The sequence below is a fragment of the Salinibacterium sp. PAMC 21357 genome (genome assembly GCF_000247645.1).
Taxonomy (GTDB): domain Bacteria; phylum Actinomycetota; class Actinomycetes; order Actinomycetales; family Microbacteriaceae; genus Rhodoglobus.
Genome location: NZ_AHWA01000005.1, coordinates 336,520 through 362,570 on the forward strand (window position 1 = coordinate 336,520; position 26,051 = coordinate 362,570).

At 58.9% G+C, this 26,051-nt stretch carries 29 protein-coding genes and 3 tRNA genes; 23 read left to right on the plus strand and 9 right to left on the minus strand.

The window, feature by feature from the left end:
- Positions 1-4: 4 nt before the first annotated feature.
- Positions 5-1,012, plus strand: coding sequence for a 1,4-dihydroxy-2-naphthoate polyprenyltransferase (locus tag ON14_RS11905; RefSeq protein ID WP_010205398.1), 1,008 nt, complete (start codon positions 5-7; stop codon positions 1,010-1,012).
- Here ON14_RS11905 and ON14_RS11910 read toward each other — a convergent pair.
- Complete coding sequence (locus ON14_RS11910) at positions 995-1,288, minus strand: DUF4229 domain-containing protein (protein ID WP_010205399.1); 294 nt, start codon at positions 1,286-1,288, stop codon at positions 995-997. The two genes, ON14_RS11905 and ON14_RS11910, sit on opposite strands and share 18 nt — an antisense overlap.
- Before the next feature lie 54 nt (positions 1,289-1,342).
- On the opposite strand from ON14_RS11910, the gene ON14_RS11915 reads away from it, so the two are divergent.
- The 4 genes from ON14_RS11915 (at position 1,343) to ON14_RS11930 (ending at position 4,904) form a co-directional block, all read left to right on the plus strand.
- Positions 1,343-1,675: a PLD nuclease N-terminal domain-containing protein gene (locus tag ON14_RS11915; protein ID WP_010205400.1), complete on the plus strand. Its 333-nt coding sequence runs from the start codon at positions 1,343-1,345 to the stop codon at positions 1,673-1,675.
- Positions 1,656-3,371, plus strand: coding sequence for a 2-succinyl-5-enolpyruvyl-6-hydroxy-3-cyclohexene-1-carboxylic-acid synthase (gene menD / locus ON14_RS11920; RefSeq protein WP_010205401.1), 1,716 nt, complete (start codon positions 1,656-1,658; stop codon positions 3,369-3,371). Before ON14_RS11915 ends, menD begins: the two co-directional genes overlap by 20 nt.
- A gap of 98 nt (positions 3,372-3,469) precedes the next feature.
- Positions 3,470-4,294: a polyphosphate kinase 2 family protein gene (locus ON14_RS11925; protein WP_010205404.1), complete on the plus strand. Its 825-nt coding sequence runs from the start codon at positions 3,470-3,472 to the stop codon at positions 4,292-4,294.
- Positions 4,295-4,418: 124 nt separating this feature from the next.
- Positions 4,419-4,904, plus strand: a complete 486-nt coding sequence (locus tag ON14_RS11930) for a hypothetical protein (RefSeq protein ID WP_010205405.1) — start codon at positions 4,419-4,421, stop codon at positions 4,902-4,904.
- 59 nt (positions 4,905-4,963) lie between these two features.
- On the opposite strand, the gene ON14_RS11935 is transcribed toward ON14_RS11930, so the two are convergent.
- Entirely contained in the window at positions 4,964-6,217 is a 1,254-nt protein-coding gene (locus tag ON14_RS11935) for an isochorismate synthase (RefSeq protein ID WP_010205406.1), read from the minus strand.
- A 128-nt stretch (positions 6,218-6,345) separates the two neighbouring features.
- On the opposite strand from ON14_RS11935, the gene ubiE reads away from it, so the two are divergent.
- The 3 genes from ubiE to ON14_RS11950 are packed head-to-tail and all read left to right on the plus strand — an operon-like array spanning position 6,346 to position 9,657.
- Positions 6,346-7,146 carry a bifunctional demethylmenaquinone methyltransferase/2-methoxy-6-polyprenyl-1,4-benzoquinol methylase UbiE gene (gene ubiE / locus ON14_RS11940; protein WP_202800950.1) on the plus strand — a complete coding sequence of 267 codons (801 nt, stop codon included), beginning with the start codon at positions 6,346-6,348 and terminating at the stop codon, positions 7,144-7,146.
- A gap of 26 nt (positions 7,147-7,172) precedes the next feature.
- Entirely contained in the window at positions 7,173-8,249 is a 1,077-nt protein-coding gene (locus tag ON14_RS11945; RefSeq protein ID WP_010205412.1) for a polyprenyl synthetase family protein, read from the plus strand.
- A 49-nt stretch (positions 8,250-8,298) separates the two neighbouring features.
- Positions 8,299-9,657 (plus strand): FAD-dependent oxidoreductase, encoded by a 1,359-nt coding sequence (locus ON14_RS11950; protein WP_010205416.1) that lies wholly within the window; start codon positions 8,299-8,301, stop codon positions 9,655-9,657.
- A 20-nt stretch (positions 9,658-9,677) separates the two neighbouring features.
- On the opposite strand, the gene cls is transcribed toward ON14_RS11950, so the two are convergent.
- From cls to ON14_RS11965, 3 genes are read right to left on the minus strand one after another with little or no spacing between them, the layout of a single operon-like run.
- Complete coding sequence (gene cls / locus ON14_RS11955) at positions 9,678-11,153, minus strand: cardiolipin synthase (protein WP_010205417.1); 1,476 nt, start codon at positions 11,151-11,153, stop codon at positions 9,678-9,680.
- Between the two features lie 59 nt (positions 11,154-11,212).
- Positions 11,213-12,427, minus strand: a complete 1,215-nt coding sequence (locus ON14_RS11960; protein ID WP_010205419.1) for a cation:proton antiporter — start codon at positions 12,425-12,427, stop codon at positions 11,213-11,215.
- Positions 12,428-12,442: 15 nt separating this feature from the next.
- On the minus strand, positions 12,443-12,931 hold the full coding sequence (locus tag ON14_RS11965) for a YajQ family cyclic di-GMP-binding protein (protein WP_010205420.1): 489 nt from the start codon (positions 12,929-12,931) through the stop codon (positions 12,443-12,445).
- A 134-nt stretch (positions 12,932-13,065) separates the two neighbouring features.
- Between ON14_RS11965 and ON14_RS11970 the strand changes: the two genes are divergently transcribed.
- From ON14_RS11970 to ON14_RS11980, 3 genes are all read left to right on the plus strand, one after another.
- Positions 13,066-13,150: transfer RNA gene (locus ON14_RS11970), tRNA-Tyr, on the plus strand.
- 113 nt (positions 13,151-13,263) lie between these two features.
- Positions 13,264-14,373, plus strand: coding sequence for an ion transporter (locus tag ON14_RS11975; RefSeq protein WP_010205421.1), 1,110 nt, complete (start codon positions 13,264-13,266; stop codon positions 14,371-14,373).
- A gap of 217 nt (positions 14,374-14,590) precedes the next feature.
- Positions 14,591-15,010, plus strand: coding sequence for a helix-turn-helix domain-containing protein (locus ON14_RS11980; protein WP_010205422.1), 420 nt, complete (start codon positions 14,591-14,593; stop codon positions 15,008-15,010).
- Here the strand turns inward: ON14_RS11980 and ON14_RS11985 are convergent.
- A complete protein-coding gene (locus tag ON14_RS11985; protein ID WP_039742667.1) occupies positions 15,007-16,089 on the minus strand; it encodes a DUF3039 domain-containing protein in 1,083 nt (360 codons plus the stop codon). The genes ON14_RS11980 and ON14_RS11985 overlap by 4 nt on opposite strands.
- 156 nt (positions 16,090-16,245) lie before the next feature.
- Between ON14_RS11985 and ON14_RS15875 the strand changes: the two genes are divergently transcribed.
- The 7 genes from ON14_RS15875 (at position 16,246) to ON14_RS15940 (ending at position 20,664) form a co-directional block, all read left to right on the plus strand.
- Entirely contained in the window at positions 16,246-16,392 is a 147-nt protein-coding gene (locus ON14_RS15875; RefSeq protein WP_158000092.1) for a hypothetical protein, read from the plus strand.
- A gap of 145 nt (positions 16,393-16,537) precedes the next feature.
- Complete coding sequence (locus ON14_RS11995) at positions 16,538-17,224, plus strand: inositol monophosphatase family protein (RefSeq protein WP_237719734.1); 687 nt, start codon at positions 16,538-16,540, stop codon at positions 17,222-17,224.
- Positions 17,225-17,431: 207 nt separating this feature from the next.
- The gene (locus ON14_RS12000; RefSeq protein WP_010205426.1) at positions 17,432-18,661 is read left to right on the plus strand and encodes a M23 family metallopeptidase; all 1,230 of its coding nucleotides are present in this window, start codon (positions 17,432-17,434) and stop codon (positions 18,659-18,661) included.
- A 99-nt stretch (positions 18,662-18,760) separates the two neighbouring features.
- Positions 18,761-18,832: transfer RNA gene (locus ON14_RS12005), tRNA-Thr, on the plus strand.
- A 25-nt stretch (positions 18,833-18,857) separates the two neighbouring features.
- Positions 18,858-18,931, plus strand: a tRNA-Met gene (locus ON14_RS12010).
- A 191-nt stretch (positions 18,932-19,122) separates the two neighbouring features.
- Positions 19,123-20,073 (plus strand): RhuM family protein, encoded by a 951-nt coding sequence (gene rhuM / locus ON14_RS12015; protein ID WP_010205427.1) that lies wholly within the window; start codon positions 19,123-19,125, stop codon positions 20,071-20,073.
- 447 nt (positions 20,074-20,520) lie between these two features.
- Positions 20,521-20,664 carry a GPGG-motif small membrane protein gene (locus tag ON14_RS15940; RefSeq protein WP_010205431.1) on the plus strand — a complete coding sequence of 48 codons (144 nt, stop codon included), beginning with the start codon at positions 20,521-20,523 and terminating at the stop codon, positions 20,662-20,664.
- Between the two features lie 112 nt (positions 20,665-20,776).
- Here ON14_RS15940 and ON14_RS12025 read toward each other — a convergent pair whose 3' ends face one another.
- The gene (locus ON14_RS12025; protein ID WP_141630051.1) at positions 20,777-21,313 is read right to left on the minus strand and encodes a hypothetical protein; all 537 of its coding nucleotides are present in this window, start codon (positions 21,311-21,313) and stop codon (positions 20,777-20,779) included.
- Positions 21,314-21,512: 199 nt separating this feature from the next.
- On the opposite strand from ON14_RS12025, the gene ON14_RS12035 reads away from it, so the two are divergent.
- From ON14_RS12035 to ON14_RS16530, 5 genes are all read left to right on the plus strand, one after another.
- Positions 21,513-22,082 (plus strand): GNAT family N-acetyltransferase, encoded by a 570-nt coding sequence (locus tag ON14_RS12035; RefSeq protein WP_010205435.1) that lies wholly within the window; start codon positions 21,513-21,515, stop codon positions 22,080-22,082.
- Between the two features lie 51 nt (positions 22,083-22,133).
- Complete coding sequence (locus ON14_RS12040; RefSeq protein ID WP_010205437.1) at positions 22,134-22,481, plus strand: LysR family transcriptional regulator; 348 nt, start codon at positions 22,134-22,136, stop codon at positions 22,479-22,481.
- A gap of 11 nt (positions 22,482-22,492) precedes the next feature.
- Positions 22,493-23,047 carry a GNAT family N-acetyltransferase gene (locus ON14_RS12045; RefSeq protein WP_010205439.1) on the plus strand — a complete coding sequence of 185 codons (555 nt, stop codon included), beginning with the start codon at positions 22,493-22,495 and terminating at the stop codon, positions 23,045-23,047.
- A 90-nt stretch (positions 23,048-23,137) separates the two neighbouring features.
- A complete protein-coding gene (gene heR, locus ON14_RS12050) occupies positions 23,138-23,941 on the plus strand; it encodes a heliorhodopsin HeR (RefSeq protein ID WP_010205440.1) in 804 nt (267 codons plus the stop codon).
- A gap of 138 nt (positions 23,942-24,079) precedes the next feature.
- Positions 24,080-24,181 (plus strand): LPXTG cell wall anchor domain-containing protein, encoded by a 102-nt coding sequence (locus tag ON14_RS16530; RefSeq protein WP_081503564.1) that lies wholly within the window; start codon positions 24,080-24,082, stop codon positions 24,179-24,181.
- Positions 24,182-24,285: 104 nt separating this feature from the next.
- Here ON14_RS16530 and ON14_RS12055 read toward each other — a convergent pair whose 3' ends face one another.
- Together ON14_RS12055 and ON14_RS12060 are read right to left on the minus strand one after the other, a co-directional pair.
- The gene (locus ON14_RS12055) at positions 24,286-25,290 is read right to left on the minus strand and encodes an NADP-dependent oxidoreductase (RefSeq protein WP_010205442.1); all 1,005 of its coding nucleotides are present in this window, start codon (positions 25,288-25,290) and stop codon (positions 24,286-24,288) included.
- A gap of 51 nt (positions 25,291-25,341) precedes the next feature.
- Entirely contained in the window at positions 25,342-26,046 is a 705-nt protein-coding gene (locus ON14_RS12060) for a type 1 glutamine amidotransferase domain-containing protein (protein ID WP_026037712.1), read from the minus strand.
- Between the last annotated feature and the right edge of the window lie 5 nt (positions 26,047-26,051).

Here is a 26,051-nt window from a genome sequence, read left to right on the forward strand (position 1 = left end):
CACCGTGGCCTCTCCTAAACAGCAACGCATCGACCCCAAAACCGTCGCACCGAAATCGAGCACCAATTCGGCAAAGAAAAGCGGTCGCCCTGGTGGTCGCCCGCCCAAAGCACCCAAGATTGCGAAAGCAACAGCGCGCGATTGGATCAGCGGAGCCCGTATTCAAACGTTGCCGCTGGCCTTCGCCCCCGTGGCCCTCGGAACCGCAGCCGCCTACGTGCTGCCGCATGAAGAAGATGGGGCTGGCTGGCACTGGTTGCGCGCGCTGCTCTGCCTGATTGTTGCGGTATCGCTTCAGATCGGTGTCAACTTCGCGAACGACTACTCCGATGGAGTGCGCGGAACCGACAAGAACCGCGTCGGCCCCCGACGCCTCACCGGCTCGGGTGCTGCTCGACCACGCACCGTCATCACCGTGGCGTTCGTCTGGTTCGGCATCGCCGCTGTGGCCGGGCTCATCATTGTGATCCGCAGCGGACACTGGTGGATGCTCGCCGTCGGCGCCCTCGCAATCATCGCCGCCTACTTCTACACCGGTGGCAAGCGACCGTATGGCTACCTCGGCCTTGGCGAAGTGTTTGTGTTCATCTTCTTCGGGCTCGTCGCGACTGCCGGAACCACCTATGTGCTCGCCGATACCGTGACCTTGGAGTCATGGTTGGCTGCGGTCGCCGTCGGGCTCTTCGCTGTTGCCACGCTCATGGTCAACAACATCCGCGACATCGACCAAGACAAGGTTGCCGGCAAGCGCACGCTCGCTGTGATGATGGGCAACGTGCCATCGCGCGTCTTCTACGTAGTCGCCATGCTTGTGCCGTTCGGCATCTTGGGCGTCTTCACGCTGCTCTACGTGAACGCCTTCTTGGTCTACTTCGTATTGCTCGTAGCCCTACCGGCATGCGTGATCGTGTTGACCGCCAAATCGGCAGCCGAACTGATCTTGGCACTGCGGCTCACGGGGATGACGGCGCTGCTGTTCGGCCTAGGGCTCGCTTCAGCGGTCGCTTTCTAGATCGCGACGCTCGGCGTCGGGTTCTCCGGCGCCGAGTTCTGATTCCGCGTCTTCAGCATCACGGTCGGGGTCGTGGCTGGGGCCAGCCCGGCGTGCCACGATATCGAGAGCAACAGCATCCCGAAGCTTGCCGAAAAAGATATACGAAATCGCGAATCCGAGAATCGCGGCGATAAGGGCCGAGAGCCACCATTCCACCTGCGCGACCATCAGCAGTGCAAAGACCGCCGCAAAGATTCCGAGCCGCAAGAGTGAGTAGATGATCCAAGGTTTCACCGCATCAGTCTAGGCTCGCATCCCGCACGCAGTCTGCGAGCGTAGAATGGGCGCATGCCTCGTCTACTTGTCGTTCTCGCATTCGCGCTAGTCGCGGTAGACGTGTTCGCCATTGTTGATGTGATCCTCACCGATCGCAGTCGAGTTCGCGCAATGCCTAAGGCGTTGTGGGTACTGGTGATCGTGCTCCTTCCCGTTATTGGGGTGGTGCTGTGGTTCATGCTTGGCAAGGCACGTAGTGGCAGCGCTGGTCGCACGCGCACGCTTGCCCCCGATGATGACCCCGACTTCTTGCGCAATATGCGCGCCAAAGAAGAACAAGATGAACGCATTCGCCGCCTTGAACAGGAACTAGCAGATCTCGACGATGACGATAAGACCAACTAGCTCTCCGGCCACTAATTTCTCGGTAGCCCTTCTCGAAGAGTTCGTTCGTCTCGGCGTTCGAGACATTGTGGTGAGTCCCGGTTCGCGCTCGCAGGCACTCGCGCTTGCTGCTGCCGAATTTGAGAAGCAGGGTTTGTTGCGCTTGCGGGTGCGCATTGACGAACGAGTTGGCGCATTTCTCGCGCTGGGTCTTGCTGTCGAGACCGGGCTTCCTGTTCTGGTCGTCACGACCTCAGGCACGGCGGTCGCCAACCTGCACCCTGCGGTGCTCGAGGCGCACCATTCGGCGGTTCCCCTGATCATCATCAGCGCCGATCGCCCCGATTCCTTGCGGGGAATTGGCTCTAATCAGACCACCCAGCAGCCCGGTATCTTCGGCACCGCAGTGCATCAAACGTGGGATGTCGAAGCGCCAACGGGTGCTGCTGGAGAGATGGATGCTGCAGCACAGCTTGCCCGCGACGCCGTCGCCGCGGTCCATGGCCCCGTGCACCTTAACCTCTCCTTCGACGAGCCGCTATCGGCACCTTTCGCGTGGCAGCCGTCGGCGGTAGACGTGGCCCCCGAGGTGTCGGCCCCCAGCGAACCTCCGTTCCCTGACTTGTTTAGCGATCTTGATTCCGCGGTGGAATCACCCACTGAGCAGTCGCCAGAAGCGCCAACGAAGATTGCGTTGAGCCCTTCCCCTGCCACCGTGGTCATTGCCGGTACGGGCGCTGGCCCACGGGCTGAGCAAGTTGCCCGCGAGCTCGGTGCTCCCTTGATTGCTGAGGCAGCCAGTGGCGCCCACTTCGGGCCCAACCTCGTTGTTGCCTATCGCGAGCTGCTCAACGCCGCCAACTTTGGTGACCGGGTGGCGCGCGTTATTGTCTTCGGACACCCCACGTTGAGTCGGGAGATTCCGGCGCTGATTCAGCGACCCGGCGTTCAGACCATCGTGGTGCGGCATCCGTCTGCCGACGATTACAACCCTGGTCGTTGCGTTCGGCTCTTCGTCGACGAAGTTTCTGTATCGGGCGAGCCCACTGACCGGGCGTGGCTCGGTCGCTGGGTATCCTCAAGCCGCCAGTTGCTCGAGACCGAAAGCATTGCCCCCGATATTGAGGCGGATGCTGGCACTCACGCCAAGTCGGAGCTCGCGATTGTGCGCACCCCCGTCGACCGTCGCATGCTCGCTGAGGCTGTATGGCGAGCTACGTGGCCCCACGACCGACTGGTTCTTGGTGCTTCGCGATTGATCCGAGAAGTAGACCGTGTTGTGCCCGGCAAGAAGATTCCGGTGCACGCCAATCGTGGGCTGGCCGGAATCGACGGAACAATTTCTACCGCGTTGGGAATCGCCCTCGCCAGCCAGGCCGAGCCGGGCAACCAGGGAGTCACCCGAGTACTGCTCGGCGACCTCGCGATTTTCCACGATATTGGGGCCCTCATGTTTGGTGTGGGGGAGCCCCGCCCGCGCATCCAAGTCATTGTTGGTAACGATGATGGCGGCACCATTTTTGATGTGCTTGAAGTTGCGAACCAGGCTGGCGACAGCTTCGATCGCGTCTTGTTGACTCAGCAAAACGCCTCCATCGAGGCGCTCGCGGTTGCTTATGGCTGGCGCTATGTTCGGGCATCGACGCGCGGCGAACTCGATCAGGCACTGTCGGCTCATCCTGAGCCGACCATCATCGAAGTTCCACTGCCGCGTTAGGTGCAGCCGCACTAGGCGCTGCCGTTGCCGGGCTCGTGCGCTAATTCGTGCCTGAGATTTTCTGAACTCGGCGGTGCACGCGGACTAGCCTTGAGCGCATGAGCACTCTCTCTCCTGTCACTGCCGATTTTGAGCTTGCCGGTATCGATCCTTCGTCGACTCCCAGTTTTGAGGGCGGCAAGAAAGATGCCGAGAAACAGTTGTCGCGAAACGCTAAGCGATTGGCGGCGCTACAAGAGCGCCTCTTCGCTGAGAGCAAGTTTGGTGGCGAGCGCCGAGTGTTGCTGGTGTTGCAGGCCATGGACACGGCGGGCAAGGGCGGCATCCTGCGTCACGTAATTGGTGGCGTCGACCCCCAAGGCGTGCAGATTCATGCGTTCAAGGCGCCAACGGAGGAAGAAAAGTCGCATGACTTTTTGTGGCGCATCCGAAAGGAGCTGCCGACCGCGGGCAACATTGGAGTCTTCGATCGCTCGCACTATGAAGATGTGCTGATTCACCGAGTGCGTGGATTCTCCACCCCCGAGACCATCGAAGAGCGCTACGGAATCATTGAAGAGTTCGAGAATGAACTTGTTGCGCAGGGCACCACTGTGATCAAGGTCATGCTGCACATCAGTGCCGAAGAGCAGAAAGAGCGACTGCAAGAGCGACTTGATCGCCCAGAAAAACACTGGAAGTACAACCCCGGCGATGTGGATGAGCGCTTGCTGTGGGCTGACTACCAGCAGGCTTACGAGATCGCACTTCAGCGCACGACTACTGACGCTGCGCCTTGGTATGTGGTTCCGGCTAACCACAAGTGGTACGCCCGGCTAGCGGTTCAGCAACTGCTGTTGGAGGCGCTGGAGGCGATGGATCTGCAATGGCCGGGCGCTGACTACGACGTTGAGGCGGAGAAGAGGCGGCTGGCTGCCAGCTAGCGGGCACGATAAAGGTGGGGACAAAATATTCTGTTCACGGGGCTGCGCGTGAAGGATATTCTCAATAAGGTTGCTCGCGCCCTAGATGCGGCAGCCCGCGATTATGCAGAGGTAGAGAAGACAAATGAGTCCCGCTGGCCGCACTGATTCTATTGAGCATTATCCCGCCCGTTCGATGGAGGTGTCGTTAGGGCCCGCGTCGGTGCACGAGGTCGTCCTGGCGGCGATGACACGCCACCGGTACCGTCTTCACGGCGATGTTGCTGCCGGGGTGGGTATCTACCGAATCGGGTCTGCCGCGAGGGAATTTCTCAATCAGGTGCTGCCTGTTGAGATATTTTCTACCATGGCGGGAAAGCCGCACGGCTCGGCAGAGATTGCGGCCTGGACTGTTCCTGTGCCTGGAGGGGTGCGGCTGACGCTAAGCCTTCGTACCGGGTTCCCTCACGCTGTGGTCGTGCGCGCTGTTGCTGCTGAACTCATCGATGAGTTTCGTGCCAATGGAGTTTTGATTCAGGCGAGTGAACCGTTCACGGGGCTCGATCTGCCACCTGAATCGCCCGGGCGCCCCAAGAACGTGCCCAGGGGAAGGCGCGCTCAGTCGGATTAGGGCCGGATGCAGTTCTCGCGAACGCTAGCTGTGCGAGATACCCGCAGAAGACCAGACTCTTAGCCGAACGCTTCGATAATCGGGCGAAACTTCAGCGCGGTCTCCGCCAGTTCCTTCTTCGGGTCTGAGCCCGCAACGATGCCGGCACCGGCATACGCCGTGATGTTCGTGCCGTCGACTTGCGCACAGCGCAACGCCACCGCCCATTCTCCGTTGCCGTTCGCATCCACCCAGCCAACCGGCCCGGCGTAACGACCGCGGTCAAAACCTTCAAGCTCGTCGATGATGCGAATCGCGGCCGGTGTTGGGGTGCCCGCCACCGCTGCAGTCGGGTGAAGAACGGCCACGAGATCGAGCGCACTTGAACGTTCGGTCAGCTGCCCCTCGATGTCGGTCGCGAGGTGCCACAGGTTCGGCAATTGCAGGGCGAACGGTGAGGATGCCGCAAACAGTTCACTGCTCAGCGGCAGCAGGGCATCCATCACGCTGGCAAGCGCGAGCGCATGTTCTTTCTGATCTTTAGCGGAGCTCGCGAGGGTTGAGGCTGCTCGCCCATCGGAGATGCGGTCATCGCCGCGCGCTGCACTGCCGGCGAGAACACGGGCGCTCACGGCGCCATTCTGAACGCGCACGAGAGTTTCGGGGCTCGAGCCGATAAGGCCATCGACGGCAAAAGTGAAGGTATCGGGATAGCAGGCCGCCAGGGCATCGATGGGCACTCGCAGATCGGCGTTGGCGGGCAAGGAGCCCCTTTGATCCCGGGCGATTACGAGTTTCGCGGCATGACCTTTCGAGATTTCGCGCAGTGCTGCTTTTACGGTCGAGGTGAACCCTTTGGGGCTCATTTCGCCTGGCGCGAATGACAGGTGCACTGGATCACCGAGGGCAGTGCGCGGAATGCTGGCGATGAGATCGGTCGTGTCGGGCAGTCCGCTCACTTCACCGCTGGTTATGGAGGTCACCCACTGGATGCCGTCGCGGCTGCCGATGATGATGCGGGGCACGATAAGCACACTGACTGCGGCGGACGAATCGGCAAAGGCAAAGCTGCCGAATGCTACGAGCCCGGTGCCGGCGCGTTTAACGCTGTCGTGCACTACAGCGGTGCGAGAAAGTTCGTTCCACGCTGCGGTGGCTTCGGAAAATCGGTTGGCGCCGTGGAATTCGAGGCGGAGTAGTTCGCCGATTCCGACGATTCCGTCACCATTGCGCACAAACGCGAGGGGGTGGTCGGGCGCGATCCAGTCAAGGATGCGGTCTACCGCGCCACTGGGGCGCGTAACAATGCTGAGCGGTTCGCGCGGGCTAGTCATCGCAATCGTCTGTTTTATGGTCGGGTACGGGCTGTAGGGGAGCCCAATTATGCCTCACAACTATCAGAGTACCTGTCAGTTGCCGCGAAGGAAGTGAGCATCTGGTCAGAGCGCCCTAGACTGATGGGGTGGGTAAGGCAGACATGAATAAGCGACCGGACGACGTGGCCGGAATGTTTGACGGTGTCGCAAAACATTACGACCGCACAAACACGGTTTTGTCGGCCGGAAACGCGGTGCTGTGGCGGGCTGCCACGGTGCGCGCTATTGCGCCGGCAGCGGGCGAACGCATCCTCGATATTGCGTCGGGCACTGGCACAAGTTCAGCGGCTCTTCACCGCAACGGTGCCAGAGTTGTTGGCCTCGACTTTTCTACAGGCATGGTCGAGCAGGCTCGCAAGCGTCACAAGAAGATCGAGTTTGTTCAGGGCGATGCTGAGCAGCTGCCTTTTGGTGACAACGAGTTCGACGCCGTGACGATCAGTTTTGGGCTGCGCAACATCAATGACCCCCGCGCCGCTCTCTCAGAGATGTTCCGAGTTCTCAAGCCTGGTGGTCGTCTCGTGATCACCGAATTCTCTAAGCCTCCGGTTGCCATTGTGCGTGCCGGGTACTTCACTTACTTGAACCGGGTCATGCCGATCATTGCTGACCGCACGAGTTCGAACCCTGAGGCCTACACGTACCTTGCAGAGTCGATTCGTGAATGGCCAGATCAGGGTGAGCTCAGCCAGTGGATTCGTGCTGCTGGTTTCACCAGGGTCGCATACCGCAATCTCACGGCGGGCATCGTTGCTATGCACCGCGGCCACAAGCCTGTCGATGAAACTGTGCTCGCTTCGGTCGCCAAGCGCAAAGATCTCGCCACTCGGCCCATCAAGACCATCAGGACCCCCAAGACCCCCAAAGACGCCACACCGAAGCCGTAGCGCTTCGCAAAAGAAACCGGTTGATAGTGAACCCGAGCGTTCCTTCTGCTCGCCGCAGCAACACCCTGAGTTCCTCTCTGGGGCTGGGCGAAAAGCTTTTTGCCTCTAGCGATGAGCGCCGCTTTGCTGCCGCGATTGAAGAAGGTCTCGAGCAGGTTGAAGCCGGTCTTCTTGCGCACATGAAGTTCGCTGATGACATTGCGGATGCCACGAGCCGTTACTTGCTTGAGGCTGGTGGCAAGCGGGTGCGTCCCGTTCTCGCGCTGCTCACCGCTCAGCTGGGTTCTGGCAATAATCCAAACGTGGTGACGGCCGCGCAGGCCGTGGAAATCACTCACCTGGCTTCGCTGTACCACGACGATGTTATGGATGAGGCGCAGCTGCGCCGCGGCGTGCCCAGCGCACAAAACGTGTGGGGAAACTCGGTCGCGATCCTGACGGGTGATCTGTTGTTTGCGCGGGCGAGCAAGCTCGTTGCGGGCCTCGGCAAAGACGTGCTGATGTTGCAGGCGAACACCTTTGAGCGATTGTGCCTTGGACAGCTTCACGAAACTCTGGGCCCGAAGCCTGGTGAGAATCCGGTCGACCACTACCTTCAGGTGCTGGCAGATAAGACCGGGTCGCTCATCGCTGCGGCGGCCGAAGTCGGCGTCATGTTGTCTAATGCGCCAGAAGAATACACGGTGCCCGTGCGCGATTTCGGGGAGAAAGTTGGCGTCGCCTTCCAACTCATCGACGACGTCATCGACCTTTCTGGCGAGACCGGCAAGACGGGCAAGAAGGCCGGCACTGACCTGCGCAGCGGTGTTGCTACGTTGCCGCTGTTGTTCCTGCGCGAGCTGGCCACAACAGACAGCGATGCCGCCGATTTGCTGACGCGCATTGAGCGTGATGTCAACGCCAACTTCTATGGCGAAGGCGATGATGCTGCACTGGATGCCGCAGTGACCGAACTGCGGGAGCACTCGGTTACGAAGAAGACTTTGGATGAGGCTCGTCGCTGGGGCCGTGAAGCGGTTGCTGCTCTCGCGCCGCTTCCTGATGGCCCTGTCAAGAAAGCCCTGACGCGTTTCGCCGAGAGTGTTGTTGAACGCTCTAACTAGCACTCCCTACTCGCCCGCGCTGCCTCGAGATGAACGGAAACTACAGCCGATGAGCAAGCTCAGACTCGCCATTGTTGGTGCCGGCCCCGCCGGAATTTATGCCGCAGACATCCTGCTGAAAGCAGAACGACAGTTCGACGTGTCGATTGACCTGTTCGAGCAGTTGCCCGCGCCGTATGGTCTCGTACGCTATGGCGTTGCCCCCGATCATCCGCGTATCAAGGGCATTGTGAATGCTCTGCGCGATGTGCTCGATACCGGCAACATCCGTCTTTTCGGCAACGTCACTTATGGGCGCGATATCACCCTCGACGATCTCAAGAAGCACTACAACGCCGTGATCTTCTCTACGGGTGCGGTGCGGGATGCTCCGCTTGCGATCCCCGGAATCGACCTGCCCGGCAGCCATGGTGCCGCCGATTTCGTCAGCTGGTACGACGGTCACCCCGATGTTTCCCGCGAGTGGACGCTCGACGCGAAAGAGACCGCAGTTATCGGCAACGGAAACGTTGCACTCGACGTTGCCAGAATGCTCGCTAAGCACGCGGATGACCTCCTGCCGACAGAGATTCCCGCCAACGTCTATGAGGGCCTCAAATCGAGCCCCGTGACCGACGTGCACGTGTTTGGTCGTCGCGGACCCATGCAGGTGAAGTTCACCCCGCTCGAGTTGCGCGAACTCGGCGAGCTCGACGATGTTGACCTCATCGTCGATGAAGAAGATTTCGACTACGACGATGCCTCGAAAGCGGCGATCGAGTCCAACAAACAGATCATGGTGCTTGACCGAATCTTCACGAAGTGGCGCGGCCAAGAAAAGGGCACAGCATCACGTCGCTTGCACTTGCACTTTTATGCCGGCCCCGTTGAAGTGCTCGGCACCGATCGTGTCGAAGGTTTCCGCTACGAACGCACCAAGCCCGACGGGCAAGGCGGCGTTGTCGGCACTGGCGAGTTCCGTGAAGTTGCGGTGCAGAGCGTGTATCGCGCTGTTGGCTACTACGGATCGCCGCTCGACGGCATCCCGTTCGACAACCACCGCGGAGTAATTCCCAACCGCGAAGGCCAAGTCATTGACGACAACGACGAGCCGGTGCACGGCGTTTACGCGACCGGTTGGATCAAGCGTGGGCCCGTCGGTCTCATCGGTCACACCAAGTCTGACGCGATGGAAACCATCAAACACGTCATGAATGACCAAGCAAACTGGTGGAGCCCCGAACATCCAGAAGAACAGTCCGTTGTTGATCTGCTGAAGAGTCGCGACGTCGACTACACCAACCTGCAGGGCTGGCAGCTGCTGGATGCTCACGAAATCGCTCTCGGAGAACCTGAAGGCCGCGCGCGCATCAAGCTCGTCGACCGCGACGAAATGATTGCAGCCTCGAAAGCGGTTGGCAGCAACTAGCGCGGTAGCACCGACGCGCTCTACTGAACGGCGGCGGTGAGTCGTGCGATGTTGTCGAGCACTTTGGAGCGCCGCGGGCGTTCCATCCACTCTTCGAGGGTAAGTTCGCGACTCACGCTGCGGTATTGCTCCTCGAGGACACGCATGTCGGCAATGATTTCGGCGCCATGCATCATGACCGAAATTTCAAGGTTGAGGCTGAACGAACGCATATCCATGTTGCTCGAGCCAATCACCGCGATCTGGTCGTCGATCGTGAAGTGCTTTGCGTGCAAGACCGTTGGCGTCGGGTAGAGCCAAATTCTCACTCCAGCGCGCAAGAGCGTCTCGTAGTAGCTGCGTTGGGCGTGATAAACCAGCGCCTGATCACCGACTTCAGAAACGAAAAGCTGCACATCTAGCCCGCTCTGAGCTGCTGTCGTGATCGCATAAAGCATTGAGTCGTCTGGCACGAAATAGGGGCTCGTGATGATCACGCGTTCTTGAGCGGCATAGAGCAACGAGTTGAACAAGCGCAGGTTGTTCTCACCCTCGAAGCCGGGGCCGCTTGGCACAACCTGGGCGTCAAGGTTTGCTTCGGTGGCCATTGGCGGGGCCAACGCACTCTCGCGCACGAGCAGTTCATTCGTTTCGCTGTACCAGTCGGTGATGAAGAGCGCGTTAATTCCGGCAACGATTGGTCCCTCAAAGCGCACCATGAGGTCTTTCCACTGGAGGCCGCGTTTCTTATTGACGCGCTTGTTGTACGTGGAGTCGACCATGTTCTGTGAACCCGTGAAGGCGAGCTTGTTGTCGATCACGAGCAGCTTGCGGTGGTTGCGCAGGTCGAGGCGTTGAAACTTCCACTTCAGCGGTTGCAACGGCAGCATCAGTTGCCACTGCACCCCCATCTGCTTCAGGCGGCGAATGGTCGTGAAGTAGCCAGGGGAGCGCAGCGATGCCAAGTGGTCGAGCAGCACTCGAACCCGAACACCACGCCTGTGCGCCGCTTCTAGGGCGTCGAAAAAGGGCGCGGTTGTCGAGTCCAGACTGAGAATGTAGAACTCAACGTGCACATAATTGCTGGCACCGTTAACGGCCGCAGTCATGGCATCCAGCGACTCTTTATAGTCAGAGAAAAGCTTCGCCGAGTTTCCACCGACGAGGGGCATGGCGCCGAGAGTGCGATTGAGCTCCACAACGGGTTCGAGCCACGGTGGCCACGGCTGATCTCGACTGACCTGATCCATACCTTCTGTGGACTCAACGATGAACTGGCTAATCTCGGCCTGCTTATCGCGGCGCCCCTTCGGCAGCTTGCGGCTACCGAACATGAGGAACAGCAGAATGCCAACATACGGAATGAAGAATATGGCGAGCAGCCACGCCATGGCGGTTTGCGGACGGCGATTGCGCGGAACATAGATGATCGAAAACACTCGCACCGCGACGTCGATGAGGATGAGAACAGCCGCGAGAATCGCTGTAAAGCTGAGATCAATGCTGCCCAAGTCCATGGGCGAAGTCTATCCAGTAACGACGCTAGCAATGGCGCCGCGGTGCTGCTGTCATTGCCCTAGTTAGGGGGGCCGTTGCCGTTCAGCGGCGGGCCCTGCCAGGCCGGGGTCTCGCCAGGCTCGCTGAATGATCGGGCGACTACAACATCCGTGGAGGAATGGGCGATGATCGACAGCGCAATCGTGAGTGCCACGAGGTGGAAGATCAGGTCACCGGCGGGAATATCTGCTGAGACCACGACGAGAACGTAGACCACGGAGGCGAAGCCCTTCGGACCAAACCACATGGCCGCCACTTGCTCTCGCATCGAAAGGCCTGAGCCGAGGAACGACACAAAGAGTGCCGCCGGGCGGGCGACGATGAGCGCGAGAATGGCGAAGAGCCAGCCGGTCCACGCGATCTCACCCAAGAACTTGAACGACAACAACGCCCCGAAGACCATGAGAGCAAGCAGTTTGAGCAATTCGGAGATGATCTCGCCAAACTCTTCGAACTCCTCGCGCTCTTTTTGCCCCACCGTCGCCACGGTGACTCCCGCAGCGAAGGCCGCGAGAAAGAGGTTGGCGTGCAGCGTGGTTGACAGGGCAAAAACAAGCAACCCGATCGCGATCGGAACAAGCGGTTCGAACACGCCAGCGGCCGCAAAGAGGCGGGTGTGGAGCGCCTTGATGACCAGCCACGGCACGGCAATTCCGATCACGGTACCGATGAGCAACTCGAGGCCCAACTCGCCTAAATGCAAATCTTCGGAGCCAGAACTGACCGCCAGAAAAACGATGACGAACGGTAGAGCGAGCCCGTCGTTCACCCCGGACTCAACATTCAGAAGCTGCCGCAATCGCTGCGGAACGCGCTTGTTGCCCACCAATGCCGCAGCGAAAACCGGGTCAGTGGGGGCCAGAATGGCGCCGATCAGCAGCGCCTCCGGCCAATCCAACCCCACCAGAAAGTGCGCCAACACCGCGGTGATGCCGAGAGTGAGCGGCAAACCCCAACCCAAGGCGCGACCGGGAAGCCGCCACGCTTTGCGCAGGTCAGGCCAACCCATCTTCATGCCATCCGTGAACAACACCACGAAGAGAGCAATCTCGGCGATCGTCGAGACTTCAGACGATGCCGAATCGAAACTCAGGATGCCCGTTGTCTCTGAACCGATCACAAACCCGACAAGCAAGAACAACACGGCCGCCGAGAGCACGGTTCGGCCCGCAAGCGCAGAAAAGAGCACCGCCACCAAAAGAGTGGCCGCGAAAATCAGCAGGAAGGTGTCCACGCTGCGGGGGAGCTGTTAGCGGAAGTTCACAAACTGAAGGGCAACTTCGAGGTCTTTGCCCTTGAGGAGCGCCATCGTCGCCTGCAGATCGTCACGGCTTTTGGACTGCACGCGCAATTCATCGCCCTGAATCTGCGACTTCACGCCCTTGGGGCCCTCATCGCGGATGATCTTAGAGATCTTCTTTGCGTCTTCAGAGGAGATGCCATTCTTCAGGCTGATCTCGATGCGGTATTCCTTGCCGCTGGCAAAAGGCTCACCAGCATCAAGGCTGCGAAGCGAGATGCCGCGCTTGATGAACTTGGCTTCAAGGACCTCAAGTACCGCCTTCACCCGCTCTTCGGCGTTTGCCTTCAACAGCAGGCTCTCACCGGTCCACTCGACCGAGGCGCCAACGCCTTTGAAGTCGTAACGCTGAACCAGCTCCTTCTGAGCCTGGTTCACAGCGTTTTCCGCCTCCATTTGGTCAACTTTGCTCACAATGTCAAACGAAGAATCAGCCATGCGCCCATGCTACCCGCGCAACGCACAGAACTCTCATTGCCCGCTTTTGGCGATGTGGTCACATGGAGGTCAGTTTCCTTGTATTCTGGTTCAGCGCGTTCGGTCAGATGAATACATGTGGCCGAAGGCGTCTTGGCGAGTTACCCAAGTGGCCAAAGGGATCTGACTGTAAATCAGACTGCATCGCATTCGAGGGTTCGAATCCCCCACTCGCCACCACTTGTAAACATACGGAAACTGCCCCGGGAGCGCTCGACTACGAGATGCTCACCGGGGCATTTTCCTGCGCGGATGGTGCGCACTGTGCGTGCCCTTTCCGGAATAATGGGCGCGTGACTCTAACTTCATCTCCCGAGAGCCCGCCTTTTCGTCGTCGCTTAGCTCAGTTCGTTGACTCATCTCCGGTTCAGAACGCCGTTCTCGCCGTCATCATCGTCAACGCAGTGGTCATTGCCCTCGCCGCTGCAGCCGATGAGGGAACGACCCTGTACAGCGTGCTGCATGCCCTCGACTCGATTGCGCTCGTTGTCTTTGTCATTGAACTCGTCCTCAAGCTCGTCGCTTACGGGCCGAAACGGTTCTTCAGTGACGGCTGGACCGTTTTCGACTTCATTGTTGTTGCGATTGCCCTTGTTCCCAGTTCTGGCCCACTTTCGGTGCTCCGGGCACTGCGCGTTCTGCGCATCCTGCGGGTCGTGAAGTTTCTCCCTCAAGTGCGCATGGTGGTGGAAGCGTTGCTGCGCTCATTCCCCGGCATCGGAGCCATCGCGCTGTTGATGTCCCTCGTCTTTTTCGTGGCATCGGTCATGTCGACAGAACTATTCGGCGATGCCTTCCCCGAGTGGTTTGGTGACATCGGAAAGTCCACCTATTCGCTGTTCCAGATCATGACGCTGGAAAGCTGGTCAATGGGAATCGTTCGCCCCATCATGGAAGTGATGCCGCTGGCCTGGCTCTTCTTCGTGCCGTTCATCCTGATCGCCGCCTTCATCACCCTGAACCTCTTCATTGCCGTGATCGTCGACACCATGCAGTCCCTGCGGGTAGAGCGCGACGAGGCAAAGCACGCGGAATCTGAGCAGGAAAGCCCACGGGTTGCCCTAGACCTCGGCGACGACGAGCTCGTGATGCTGTCCAACGCTCTGGCTCGTTTAGCAGCAACGGAGTCTGCGCAGCCAGAAGTGCTTCGGATGTGGGAGATCGATACCCCTACGCTTTTGCGCGACGAGGTGCAGCGGCTACAGCAGGCTCTCGCCGGCGATCAAGACCTTTCACACACAGACTGGACGCGAGCCCTGTTCGCCTCTGATCGCGCGGTTATCAGGGGCTACGCTCACGGAGTGAAGTCTGAGCCGCGGGCCGCTGACGACCACGCGGCACTCACGCTTTCTCGCGCGATTCGCGCACGGTTCGATGCGCACGGCCTGGCGAATGCCAAGTGAGCATCTGCCGTACGTCGCAAAGCCCTAATCGATTCTTGCGAGTTGTCGATCAGATTTTGTGAGGATGACTGTAGCAAGTTGTCCGGCGATGCAAGCTCATCTTTTGCACGGATAAATCTGCCAGTTGTCTCAGCATTTGTAGAAAAGTTTGTAAAACAGATATTGCAGATAGTACAGTTGCTGCATATACACGGATGTGTGTCCGCGAAGGAATAAAATGCAAACTATCGAATCAACAAATACCGCTGACTCAGAAGTAGTTGAAGAGACATTGGCTGCTCTCCAGGATTCGCCTTTAGCCGCTCAGCTTCAAGCTCTTGTGCGTCAACTACGCGAAGGCCCTGTCAAATATGTAACAGGCGATAAGCCTTTAACTCCGAATGAGGCGGCAAAATTTCTCCAGATCAGTCGCCCTGTAGTAATGTCCCTCATTCGACGTGGAGAGCTGACAGCACTGCGCGTCGGCGAACGTGACAATCGAATCCCGTTCGCTGAAATTCAGAGTTTCGTCGCGAGACGAGATGCAGCTTCTAAGGATCTAGCTGCGTCCTTCGCTCGCGGAGCGTCGGCTCATGACGATGCCATTCTTCGAGTTGCTGGTGTCGACGCTGAGCGCGCAGCGGAGTTTGGTTTCTAAGAGACGCGATTCTCCGCGATTCGTCGAAGGAGCAGTTCTTTTACTGCGGACATGTTGGGTAGCTCGTCGACGCACCGATCGCAGACGTCCATGCTTGCGGGGTTCTGGCTGGAAACGAACCAAGCGCCACAGGCTGAACGCATAGGAACTTTTAGAACGATCGAATCGACAATCGCACGCTGATGGACGTAATGCGCGACAGTTGTCGGTTCCGTCTCAGCAATTGGCAGTTCGAAATCGCCTTCTACCTCTGAGGCGTAAAGCAATTGTTCTACTCTTGAGGGAGAAAGTTCTACGATGCAAAGCAGGTCCCCATCGTTTGTATAGCTGACATTTCGCCCCCAAACAACTTCGTCAGTCTCAAGTGTTGGCATGATCGTATTCACAAGCGTGTCCCCGATGGGCTGGCTCACGTGAACGCTCGGCGATAGCGTCAGAATTACCTGAACTAAAGCCTCCTCGCTCAACGCCTCTTTCGTGTCTGTGGGTACTGCCTCATCGCGAAGCAATTCGAATTTGATGTGTGCACGGATGGCGCTAACGTCGAGCGGCAAAAATGAAGGGGGAGGCTCGGGGAGATCTGCGCCAGCATGTCCCGTCCCATTTTTCCAAGCTTCCGCGAAGACCGTTATGACGGTTCGGACCAGCGAAGAACGCCATTCAACGGTCATTCGCTCAACCTGGTCGCGGCTCAGTTGCAGTGCCTTCACGGCGTCGTCGTCAGACGTGGGCAACATTGCTTTGCCGTGCCGCTTGAACTGTGCAGGCGAGGACTTGTGGAACGCGTCGTGAGTGTCGGCGAAGGCGATCCAGTGGGAGTTTTGATGACTCACGATTGCTGAGCGCCAACCGGCGCCGACTGACTTATCGCGACCCTCGATGACAGCGAATCCTGCACACTTAGTTGACTCGCGATGGAGCGAAAAGCGCGAGTGTTTCACTGCTGGATCGAAGGCTTGGCAAATCTGTACAGCGGGATGAGCGAGCTCGCTAAGTAACGGGAGTTCTTTGAACCGTTTTTCGACAAGAAGCTGACGCTGCGCGGTGTCTATCCAGCCGGAATTCAAGCCATTGAGCATTCGGAGAGTGGGCCAAGTCATGATTCGCAACCCTACCGCCTCATGACAATGCCTCGGGTAATACGTTCGTTCTTGGACTTGACGTGTTCAGGATCGCGAGGAAATTCGCCGCTATTGCTTGCACTGCACGGACCTCGCGAGGCAAAGCTGCGTGAGTTGACTTCGGGGATTCTACGCGACGTCGATGCCCAATATCCTGCTGATCGCTTCGAGATTGCCCTGCCGCGCCCCGCCGTCCTCAACGGCAGCGGCTGCGTGTGGCACCGCATCCGCATCCGAATCTACTCGGGCGATCAGCGGTGATGACTAACGCTGCTGAGGCCTAGGCTTAAGAAATGCCTCACGCCGAACTCCTTGACCTTGCTGCCAGCATTGCGACCCAGGCTGCAGAACTTGCTGCCCGCCGGCGTATGAAGGGGTGGCCGTTGCGGATCGAAAATCCTCGTCAGTGGATGTTGTCACTCACGCAGACCGCGAGACCGAGCAACTCATCCGCACGCTGTTGGCCGAAGCCCGCCCCGACGATGGATTCTTCGGTGAAGAGAGCACGCCCACTTCGGGCTCAAGTGGGCTGACTTGGGTAGTCGACCCCATCGATGGCACCGTGAACTATCTCTATGGCATCCCGCACTATGCCGTGAGCATTGCTGTTGTTGAGGGTGACCCTGACCCTGCGACGTGGCGTGCGCTCGCCGGAGCAGTCGTGAACTTGGGGGCGCAGGAAACCTACACGGCCAGTGCTGGCGGGGGAGCGTTTCTCAATGGAGAACGTTTGCAGGTTGCCGAGGCAGTAGACCTCTCTCAGGCACTCGTGGCCACGGGGTTCTCTTATATCCAAGATGTGCGCGTCGAGCAGGGCCGCGTTATTGCTGAACTGATTTCACAAGTGCGGGACATTCGACGCATGGGCACCGCATCGCTAGACCTCTGCATGGTGGCATCCGGTCGAGTGAATGCGTACTTCGAGCGTTGCCTGAAACCGTGGGATCACGCGGCAGGAGCGCTCATCGCGCAGGAGTCCGGAGCGACCGTAAAGGGCAGGGGAGACAACGCCGCTGGCGAAGACTTTATCTTGGCAGCAGAGCCGACCGTTGCCCGGCTTTTGGAAGACGTTTTGGCCAGACTTGACGTCTAAGTAGACCACTTGAAAGTGGGGTAGCGAGTAGACCACTTGCACGCTAACCTTTATGAATCTGTTACCCACGTGCAACCCGTACGCACGTGGGCAAATACCCGAATTATGCATTCACACCTAGCAGTGAATCGCGTGGAGGAGAAGAATGTCACTGACGAGCACCTGTGCCTCAGTGACGTTCTCCTCACGTGAAACGGGGCTCATTTAGTGAGCCTCGACGCCGCTTTCCCACAGCGCCCAGAAACGGGGGAGCATATCCCCCTCACGCGTAAGCAATTGCGTGAGCGCGAGCGAGCAGCCGACCGCGGCAATAACAAGCGCGGTTCGCAGCATGTCGAACAACCGGTGGAGGCTCCGGTTGTTCCCGTGTTGGCAGATCTCTTCACGCCCAGCACAGTCGCGGCGCCTGTGGTTGTCGAAGCAGTGGTTGTTGAAGCAGCGATTATCGAATCGCCGATTGTTGAAGCAGTGATTGTCGAGCCGGCGATCGACTCCCCAGTACGCGTCGACATTGAAGCCGTTTTGCCGAGTCGGCGATCACAGCGCGCACAAGTCGCGACGCCCACCAAAGCATCGAAGTCCACGAAGTCGCCGAAAGTTCCTAGGGCGTCGAAGTCGTCAAAGGTTGCGTCAGCTCCACGGTCGCGCAAGGCAGAACCCACGACCGTAAGGTCGAAGCGAATTCGGGTATCGTCGGCAACTTTCACCGCACAAAGCGCTTCCCGGCGGCCCGGCAAGAGTTTCGCATCCAAATCCTTGTCGCTTGCCGCAATGATCTTCGCGGGCGCCCTGCTTGTGGGCGTTTCGGTGCCCTCGAACGTTTTTCTCTCGTCAGAGGATGTCGCGGCTATCGCTGCCCCAGAACCGGAGACCCCAAATCTTGCCGCCGACTCGCGCCCCACACAGTCACTCGCTGTTTCGGATGCCGTGGTTGCTGAAGTGGCGGAGCACGACAGCCTCGAGGTCATTTCTTACGCAGAAATCCTTGCCCTCAAGTACGCCGGCATCAGTTATGAGTACCGCACCACTGCTGGTGCGGTGCGTTGGCCGTTTCCCAACCAGATCCCGATCACTGACGGTTTTGGTAACCGCATTGGTGGGTTCCACAAGGGAACCGACTTTGCGGCAGCCCAGGGCACCCCGATTTACGCCATTGCAGATGGGGTCGTCTCCTATATCCAGTCTGACTACACGGGTTATGGGTATAACGCGATAATCAGCCACGTGATCAACGGCCAGCAGGTTCAGAGCCAATATGCGCACATGGTCACCGGGTCGAGCCCACTCGTTGTTGGCGATCCCATTCGTGTCGGCGACTTCGTCGGACTTGTCGGTCAAACCGGGCGATCCTACGGCGCACACTTGCACCTCGAAATCCATCTCGACAAGGTCCCGGTTGACCCCTTTGCGTGGTTGAGCGCGAATGCTGTCAACTAATCTTCCGTAGGGGCCAAATTTCGGCCAAAACCGTACTTTGAGCCCTGAAACGGGTGCTAGTCTCTTACGGTGCCAATCGCGCGATATGCGTTTTTGTGTGCCCCCTTAGCTCATTGGTAGAGCACTTCCTTGGTAAGGAAGAGGTAATGGGTCCGATTCCCATAGGGGGCTCGCTTATCCAGTAATTGGATGATGCGGCTGAGTAGCTCAGTTGGTGAGAGCGCACGACTCATAATCGTGAGGTCGCGGGTTCGAATCCCGCCTCAGCTACAACTAAAGACGCCCGAGAATCCGCAGATTTGCCGTATTCTCGCTCCTGCGGCACGCTTACGATGTGCCCCGTCACGCACTCGATAGTCCTCTGCTCTGGGGAGGGCTTCGCCTTGATGCGGGTGGTCACCGGTACCCTGTGAGAGAGCGCCGATCGATGCGATCGTGATCGATCTGGAAGGGACTGTGTCATGAATGACGAGTCGGCTGGCCAAGTTAAGCTCTATCGTTCGCGGGATGGCTCCGTTTCTTTGGAGGTGCGAACGGGCAGTGACACCGTCTGGATGACGCGGCAACAGATGGCTGAGTTGTTTGGGCGAGATGTGAAGACGATTGGCAAGCACATTGGAAACGCCCGCAATGAGGAGCTTGCTGATATTTCAACTGTCGCAAAATTTGCGACAGTTCAACACGAAGGTGACCGGGTTGTTGAACGAAAAGTCGAGCATTTCAATCTCGATATGGTGCTGTCTGTGGGGTATCGAGTCAAGTCGGCTGAGGGCATCCACTTTCGCCGGTGGGCAAGTGATGTACTCACTCGATACGTAGTTGATGGCGTAGCGCTTAACCAGCAGCGTCTCGAGCAGGTCGGGTCGATCGTGCGTATTCTGGCGCGGTCGTCTGACGAGCTTATTGCCGGGGTCGCGGATGTGCTGGCCGGTTATCTTCCGAGCTTTCAACTTCTCCGTGACTATGACGCGGGACAGCTCGATGCTGGGCCCGGCTCCAAGCCCGGCTGGACACTCACTATTGACGAAGCGCGATCGGTGATCGCCGAGGTTCGCGCAGGGTTCACTGAAGACAACCTGTTCGGCTACGAGCGCGGCGAAGCGCTCGAGGGTGTGATCGAGTCGATCTACCAAGGGTTTGCCGGTCAGAAGCTTTACCCGACGGTGGAGTTGAAAGCCGCAAACTTGTTGTACCTAGTGATCAAGGACCACCCGCTGTCTGACGGCAATAAGCGCAGCGCGGCGGCCCTCTTCGTCACGTTCCTCAGCCGCAACAGAATTCTGTTGGATTCTGACGGCGTGCCCCGAATTTCGAATAACGCCTTAGCCGCGATCACTCTTCTGGTTGCCATGAGCGACCCGAAAGAGAAAGAGCTCATGGTCGCGCTGGTCGTGCGCATGCTGTCGGAGTGAGCCTGCCGCACACACAGCCGCGCGCGATCACCTCAGCTGCGCCGGTTTCGGCGGTGGAAGTGTTAGCTCGCATGGCGAGCGGCTACAACGGATACACGTCTCATAATCGTGAGGTCGCGGGTTCGAATCCCGCCTCAGCTACAAACGGCGGTTTCATTTATTGAAACCGCCATCGTCATTTAATTGGTTGAGCGCGGAGATCTTGGTCAGATCTATCCGTTCGCAGGCGAGCCTGACGGCACTTTAGGTCGCTGACCCTGTCCGAGTCACTCGGACTTGTCGACTGTCTCCGGAATCATGATGATGCTCTTGCCCTCGTGATCATCACCGCGAGAATTTTGATGGAATACGTTGGTCAGAGCCCGAATGGGGGGTACAGTTTCATCACCAAACCCGACCTGGCTATAGGCGTAAGGTCGTCGGATCTTAACGAAATGGAGCAACACCATGGCAACACTTCTCTGGATCATCGCCGCAGTTCTCGTTATTGCTGGCATTGTCGCGCTCGTTCGCCGCCAGCTAATTTGGGGCATTGTGCTCATCGTCGTGGGACTGCTGGTCGGTCCGGGTGGTGTGAGCCTCTTCACCTAACGCCGTGCGCTAGCGCGGTATCAATCGCACGCCGAAGCCCCCGGGATTCCGGGGGCTTCTTAGTTAAGCCGTAAACCTCGCATCCCGCTGCGCATGGGTCGAAGCGGTGGTGCTATTCGGGTGTCGATTGCGGAAGTTGGTCCGTAATGCGCAGAACAACATCGGCCGGGGCTCTTAGCGCAGTGATGACGAAGTCTGTACCTACTTCTGTAGTGGAGAAATCTCCGCCCTGTAGTTTGCCGGCGCAGGATCCCTCAAGCGTGACCTGTTCGACGCCCGCGTTCTCAACGCTGAACGTCACATCACCATCACCGCGGCAGGCGAAGAAGAACGAATATGATCCAGGCTCCAGCACGGAATCAGAAGTCGTGAGACTGCTGCTTGAGTCAGGGCCCACATGAGCGGCTATTCCCGCGAGGGCGGACTGGGGACCCAGGTTTGCGGTGACACTCGCCACCCAGTTGTCCATATCGACCGGGTCATGGGGCTGCCCGGGCTCCATCGCAGACATTGCCTGCGGTGTGGATGATGAAGTCGCTGCCGGAGAAGACGAGGCTGGGCCTGAAACATCTCCGGAGGAGCAACCCGCGGTCGACAACAAAAGTGCTGCCACGCTAAACACGACAACCAAATGTTTAGTCTTCTTCATGTTTGTCATCGCCCCAGCTAATCATGTAGTGCGGGAGTACCGAAAGAAGGAGTAGACGCCACAGGGCGCACTTTCAGGATCGAGAGGCGGCGTTTTACAGGATGTCATCGAGAGCAGTGCTGTTAGGTTAAACGTCAATGCGAAATTCATTCGGACGCGTGGTCTCGCGACCGCGAAACGTCAACCGAGGTCGATAACCATGTTCGGCATCACCCGCCCGCGACTGATGCGGGGAGCTTCACTTCCTGCCCCCGTGGAAGCTCCGATCATCCACACCGAACGTCTCACGCTGCGCCCTTTCTCGATGGCCGACAGCGACCGGTGGTTCGAGATCCAGTCTGACCCTCAAGTTCGGGCATTCACCTCGTGGCCTGAACGGAATCGTGACGAGTCTCGCCGCCACCTCAAGAACCGCACCCACCACGTGTTGTTGAAGCAAGCTGACGACTTTTTGGCCCTCGCAGTCGAACATGATGGCGTCCTGATCGGTGATGTTTCTCTTCACTTGCGGTCTGTCGAAACGGTCACTCGTTCCGCCGAGATTAGCTGGATTCTGCACCCAGACTCGCAGGGTCACGGCTTCGCGTTAGAAGCGGCACAGGCCATGCTTGAACTGGCATTCACCACCCTTGAGGCACGCGTGATTTACGCGCTCGTGCACCCCACCAACACGGCGTCGATAGCCTTGGCACAGAAGCTCGGATTCACTCCCTTCGACGGTCGCGACGGCGAGATAATTTTCGTCTCCACCGGCCTGCCCCGAAAGTAGCGCCGCCGGCGGAGGACAAAGCAACCCGCCTGATCGCCTACTCTGAAGGTAATGGATCACACTCTGCTCAAACAGTTCGTCGCCGCCGGGCGCGAACTTCACTTTGCGCACGCGGCACGCTCGCTTGGCGTTCCCCGCTCGAGCCTCATCGCCGCCATCCGATCGTTAGAAGCGCAGCTGGGTTATCCGCTGTTCGACACTTCCGCTTCGTCGACGCAGCTCACTCCTGAAGGCGAAATTTTTCTGGTGGATGCAGAACGACAGCTCGACAAGTCTGCAAAGTCTGCTGCAGCCTCGGTAGCAAAACCCGGTGGCAAAGCGAAAGCATCCAAGGGCAAAGGACGTGCACCAGCAGTAAAGGGTCAGTCGAAGCCCGGCAAGAGACGTCAATCCCGGTAGTTAGACGATCAATGCGAAGCCTGCGAAACCCTTCCATTGGCGTTGCCATCGATGCCCCGGTCATGCGCACCGCACGGCTGCTGCTGCGCCCCCACCGGCTGACGGATGCCGACCGCTGGTATGAAATTCAGTCGATCCCCGGAGTGCGGGAATACACGACCTGGCCTCAACGCAATCGTCGCTCATCGTTGCGCGACCTGAAGCGTCGAACCCGGCAAACACGATTGCGTCACAGCGATGATTATCTTTCCCTCGCCATAGAGCATGAGGGCGAACTTGTGGGCGATGTCGGATTGCATTTACGGTCAGTGTCAGCAACCGCTCGGTGTCTCGAAATCAGTTGGATCATTCATCCTGAACATCAAGGCCAAGGGCTTGCGTACGAAGCCCTGTGCGCAGTGCTCGACTTTGTGAGTGCCAATATTGAGGCGTTGTTGCTCGTTGCGGTGGTGCACCCCTCAAATGCTGCTTCTGTTGCACTGGCCCGAAAGCTGGGGCTGCAGCCCCTGCCCGGCGCTGCCGACCGCACCATTTTCGTGGGCACGAACGGGACGTTGCCCCAGTAGCACGCCACTTTCAGCAACAGAACGAGCCCACATCGGTGCCCGTGGCCTGAAGCACTGCTAGCGTGACAGCCACCGTCGAAGGGAATAACGATGTCAAAGAAGACCTATTCTCCAGAGCAGCAAGTTGATCGGCTGCGCATCTACAACATGGTCGCGGGCAGTCTGCATCTTCTGCAGGCCATCGGCTTTGCGATCGTGCTCACGATGCTCAACACCCAAGTACTGTTTGCTGTCACGGCGGACTACCTTGCGGGGCCTCCCGGTGCGCCCATTGCTCCCGAGCGCGTCACCGTGTTCGAGATCAATATCGGGATCGGGGTCGTCGCGTTCCTTGCGCTGAGCGCCTTCTTCCACTTCCTCATCTCGAGCCCTTGGTTCTTCGGACGGTATAAGACGGGCCTGCTGGAGAGCCGCAACTACTTCCGTTGGACGGAATACTCCCTCAGCTCATCCATCATGATCTGGCTGATCTTGGCAATCAACGGCGTAACCGACATTGCCGCGCTGTTCTCCGTCTTCGCCGTGAACGCCGCGATGATTCTCTTCGGGGCGCTTCAGGAGAAGTACGAACAGCCCGGCTCTGGTGGAATGCTGCCGTTCATCTTCGGATCAATGGTGGGAGTCGTACCGTGGATCATCGTCCTGATCTACTTCTTGCGCCCCGGCAGTGCCAACGAAGTTGCGGCCCCCAGCTTTGTTGTCGGCATTGTCATCTCGCTATTTGTGTTCTTCAACACGTTCGCCATCAACCAGTGGCTGCAGTACAAACAAATCGGCAAATGGAGAAGCTACCTTCAGGGGGAGCGCACCTACATCACGCTCAGCCTGGTCGCGAAGACTGCGCTCGCGTGGCAAGTGTTCTCGGGGGCGATCATCCCGGCGCTGACGAGTTAGCGAGCGACGACTTCCCGGTTAGTTGGACCACTTGTCTGCAAGCCGACGTCGATCCTGCGGCACCCCTAGGGTTAGCCGGGTCGGTTCTACTCACGCTCTGCGCCGGATGTTACGAACACCAGTGTGTGACCCGAACCGATGCTCGCTGCAACGGGCAGCTCAGTTCCGCTTCTGCCGATCGGTGTACTGGCAGCGTTGCTTCTCGCCGCTGGAATCGTGTTGCGCCGACGGATGGCCTGACTTGCGCGTTAGTTAAGAAATGCCCCGCAGCGTCAGCTGCGGGGCATTTCTATTTCACACGAGGTGTGTGTTGTGGGCCGTTCGGGTCGGCAGTTGCGGAAGGGTTACAGGCGAACGATTGCCTTGCCGATGTTTGCGCCGTTCATCATGCCGTTGAAAGCATCAAGAGCGTTATCGATGCCGTCGGTGATGGTTTCGTCGAAGACGATCTTGCCTTCGCCGAGCCATCCCTGCATTGCCGCACCGAACTCGGGGGCGAGGTGGAAGTAGCTTCCCATGGTGAAGCCCTTGATGGTCAAGCCACGGGTCACGATGTTGGCACTGTTCTTGATGCCCTCATCCTTGCCGTTGATCAATGACATGACGCCGCAGACTGCCACGCGGCCGCCGTCCTTGAACGCGCCGAGTGCTGCCGAGAGGTGCTCGCCACCCACGTTGTCGAAGTAGACATCGATGCCGTCGGGTGCTGCGGCATCCAGCTGACCGGCAACGTCGCCATTCTTGTAGTTGAAGGCGGCGTCGTAGCCGTACTTGCTCGTGAGGAGTGCAACCTTCTCGTCGGTGCCAGCGGAACCGACGACGCGTGCTGCGCCGAGGAGACGGGCAATCTGGCCGACCATTGTGCCAACTCCACCTGCTGCGCCAGAAACGAAGACGGTGTCGCCTTCCTTGATGTGCGCGATCTGAGTGAGGCCGGTCCAGGCGGTGATTCCGGTGATACCGAGAACGCTGAGGAACAGCGAAGGCGAGATGCCGGGAACATCGGGGAGAGCCGTGAACTGGCCAGCAGGAGCCTGCGCGATGTCGCGCCATCCGAGCTGGTGCTGAACCAGCGTGCCGACAGGAAGTGATGCGTCGTTCGACTCGAGGACTTCACCAACGGCGCCGCCGCCCATGGTCTCGCCGAGGTTGAAGGGAGCTACGTACGAGCGGCCCTCGTTCATGCGACCACGCATGTAGGGGTCGACCGAGAGGAAGGTGTTGCGTACGCGAACATCGCCGTCAGCGAGCTCGGGGAGTTCGATCTGAACCTTCACCACGTTGTCGGTGGTCGGAACGCCGGTGGGGCGTGAGGCGAGCTGCCATTGGGTGCTTGTAACAGTTGTCATGAAAATCTCCTTGAAGTTGTTAACGTGCGAAAAGTGAGAAGTGGGCGGTCGTTAGGACTTGTCGGCGACGATGCGCTCGGCGACGGCGACGGATGACGCGGGGTTCTGGCCGGTGTAGAGCTGGCCATCAACGACTACGTAGGGCGCGAAGGGTTCGGGAGCCTTGGAGTAGTCAGCACCCAATTCGACGAGCCGGGTCTCGACGAGCCACTTGACCTTGTCGGCGAGGCCGGCAATTTCTTCTTCGCTGTTCGCGAAGCCCGTCATCTTGCGGCCCTTGAGGGCCCATTCGCCGGTGGCCTTGTCGGTCGCGGCGAGTAATGCGGCGGGCGCGTGGCAGAGCACCCCGAGCGTGGTGTTCGACTTCACGGCTTCAACGATGAGTTGACCGGAGTCGTCGTCGGTGGCGAGGTCTTCCATGGGGCCGTGGCCTCCGGGGTAGAAGATGACGTCGTAGTCGCTGGCGTTGATGGCATCCAAGCGGAGTGGATGCTGCAGCACCGGCTGGAGTTCCGCGATGCGGGCTTCGAAGTCAGCGAGACGCTCGGCTGAACCGACACCACCTTCGCTGAGGCTGGAAGCGTCAAAAGTGGGGGCGATGCCGGCGGGGCTGGCGAGCTGAACTTTCCAGCCGGCCTCGGTGAAGATGCGGTACGGCTCGAGGAGCTCTTCTGCCCAGACACCGGTGGGGTGTTGTGTCTCGTCAGCGAGCGTCAGGTAAGACGCTGCCGAGAGGACCATTAGTACGTTTGTCATGTGAA

Excerpts from the sequence above, each read along its gene's own strand:
- ON14_RS11915 (WP_010205400.1), top strand. The coding sequence starts at position 1,343 with ATGCCTCGTCTACTTGTCGTTCTCGCATTCGCGCTAGTCGCGGTAGAC.
- menD (WP_010205401.1), top strand. The coding sequence starts at position 1,656 with ATGACGATAAGACCAACTAGCTCTCCGGCCACTAATTTCTCGGTAGCC.
- ON14_RS11925 (WP_010205404.1), top strand. The coding sequence starts at position 3,470 with ATGAGCACTCTCTCTCCTGTCACTGCCGATTTTGAGCTTGCCGGTATC.
- ON14_RS11930 (WP_010205405.1), top strand. The coding sequence starts at position 4,419 with ATGAGTCCCGCTGGCCGCACTGATTCTATTGAGCATTATCCCGCCCGT.
- ON14_RS11935 (WP_010205406.1), bottom strand. The coding sequence starts at position 6,217 with ATGACTAGCCCGCGCGAACCGCTCAGCATTGTTACGCGCCCCAGTGGC.
- ON14_RS11950 (WP_010205416.1), top strand. The coding sequence starts at position 8,299 with ATGAGCAAGCTCAGACTCGCCATTGTTGGTGCCGGCCCCGCCGGAATT.
- cls (WP_010205417.1), bottom strand. The coding sequence starts at position 11,153 with ATGGACTTGGGCAGCATTGATCTCAGCTTTACAGCGATTCTCGCGGCT.
- ON14_RS11965 (WP_010205420.1), bottom strand. The coding sequence starts at position 12,931 with ATGGCTGATTCTTCGTTTGACATTGTGAGCAAAGTTGACCAAATGGAG.
- ON14_RS11980 (WP_010205422.1), top strand. The coding sequence starts at position 14,591 with ATGCAAACTATCGAATCAACAAATACCGCTGACTCAGAAGTAGTTGAA.
- ON14_RS11985 (WP_039742667.1), bottom strand. The coding sequence starts at position 16,089 with ATGCTCAATGGCTTGAATTCCGGCTGGATAGACACCGCGCAGCGTCAG.
- rhuM (WP_010205427.1), top strand. The coding sequence starts at position 19,123 with ATGAATGACGAGTCGGCTGGCCAAGTTAAGCTCTATCGTTCGCGGGAT.
- ON14_RS15940 (WP_010205431.1), top strand. The coding sequence starts at position 20,521 with ATGGCAACACTTCTCTGGATCATCGCCGCAGTTCTCGTTATTGCTGGC.
- ON14_RS12025 (WP_141630051.1), bottom strand. The coding sequence starts at position 21,313 with ATGAAGAAGACTAAACATTTGGTTGTCGTGTTTAGCGTGGCAGCACTT.
- ON14_RS12035 (WP_010205435.1), top strand. The coding sequence starts at position 21,513 with ATGTTCGGCATCACCCGCCCGCGACTGATGCGGGGAGCTTCACTTCCT.
- ON14_RS12040 (WP_010205437.1), top strand. The coding sequence starts at position 22,134 with ATGGATCACACTCTGCTCAAACAGTTCGTCGCCGCCGGGCGCGAACTT.
- ON14_RS12045 (WP_010205439.1), top strand. The coding sequence starts at position 22,493 with ATGCGAAGCCTGCGAAACCCTTCCATTGGCGTTGCCATCGATGCCCCG.
- heR (WP_010205440.1), top strand. The coding sequence starts at position 23,138 with ATGTCAAAGAAGACCTATTCTCCAGAGCAGCAAGTTGATCGGCTGCGC.
- ON14_RS16530 (WP_081503564.1), top strand. The coding sequence starts at position 24,080 with ATGCTCGCTGCAACGGGCAGCTCAGTTCCGCTTCTGCCGATCGGTGTA.
- ON14_RS12055 (WP_010205442.1), bottom strand. The coding sequence starts at position 25,290 with ATGACAACTGTTACAAGCACCCAATGGCAGCTCGCCTCACGCCCCACC.
- ON14_RS12060 (WP_026037712.1), bottom strand. The coding sequence starts at position 26,046 with ATGACAAACGTACTAATGGTCCTCTCGGCAGCGTCTTACCTGACGCTC.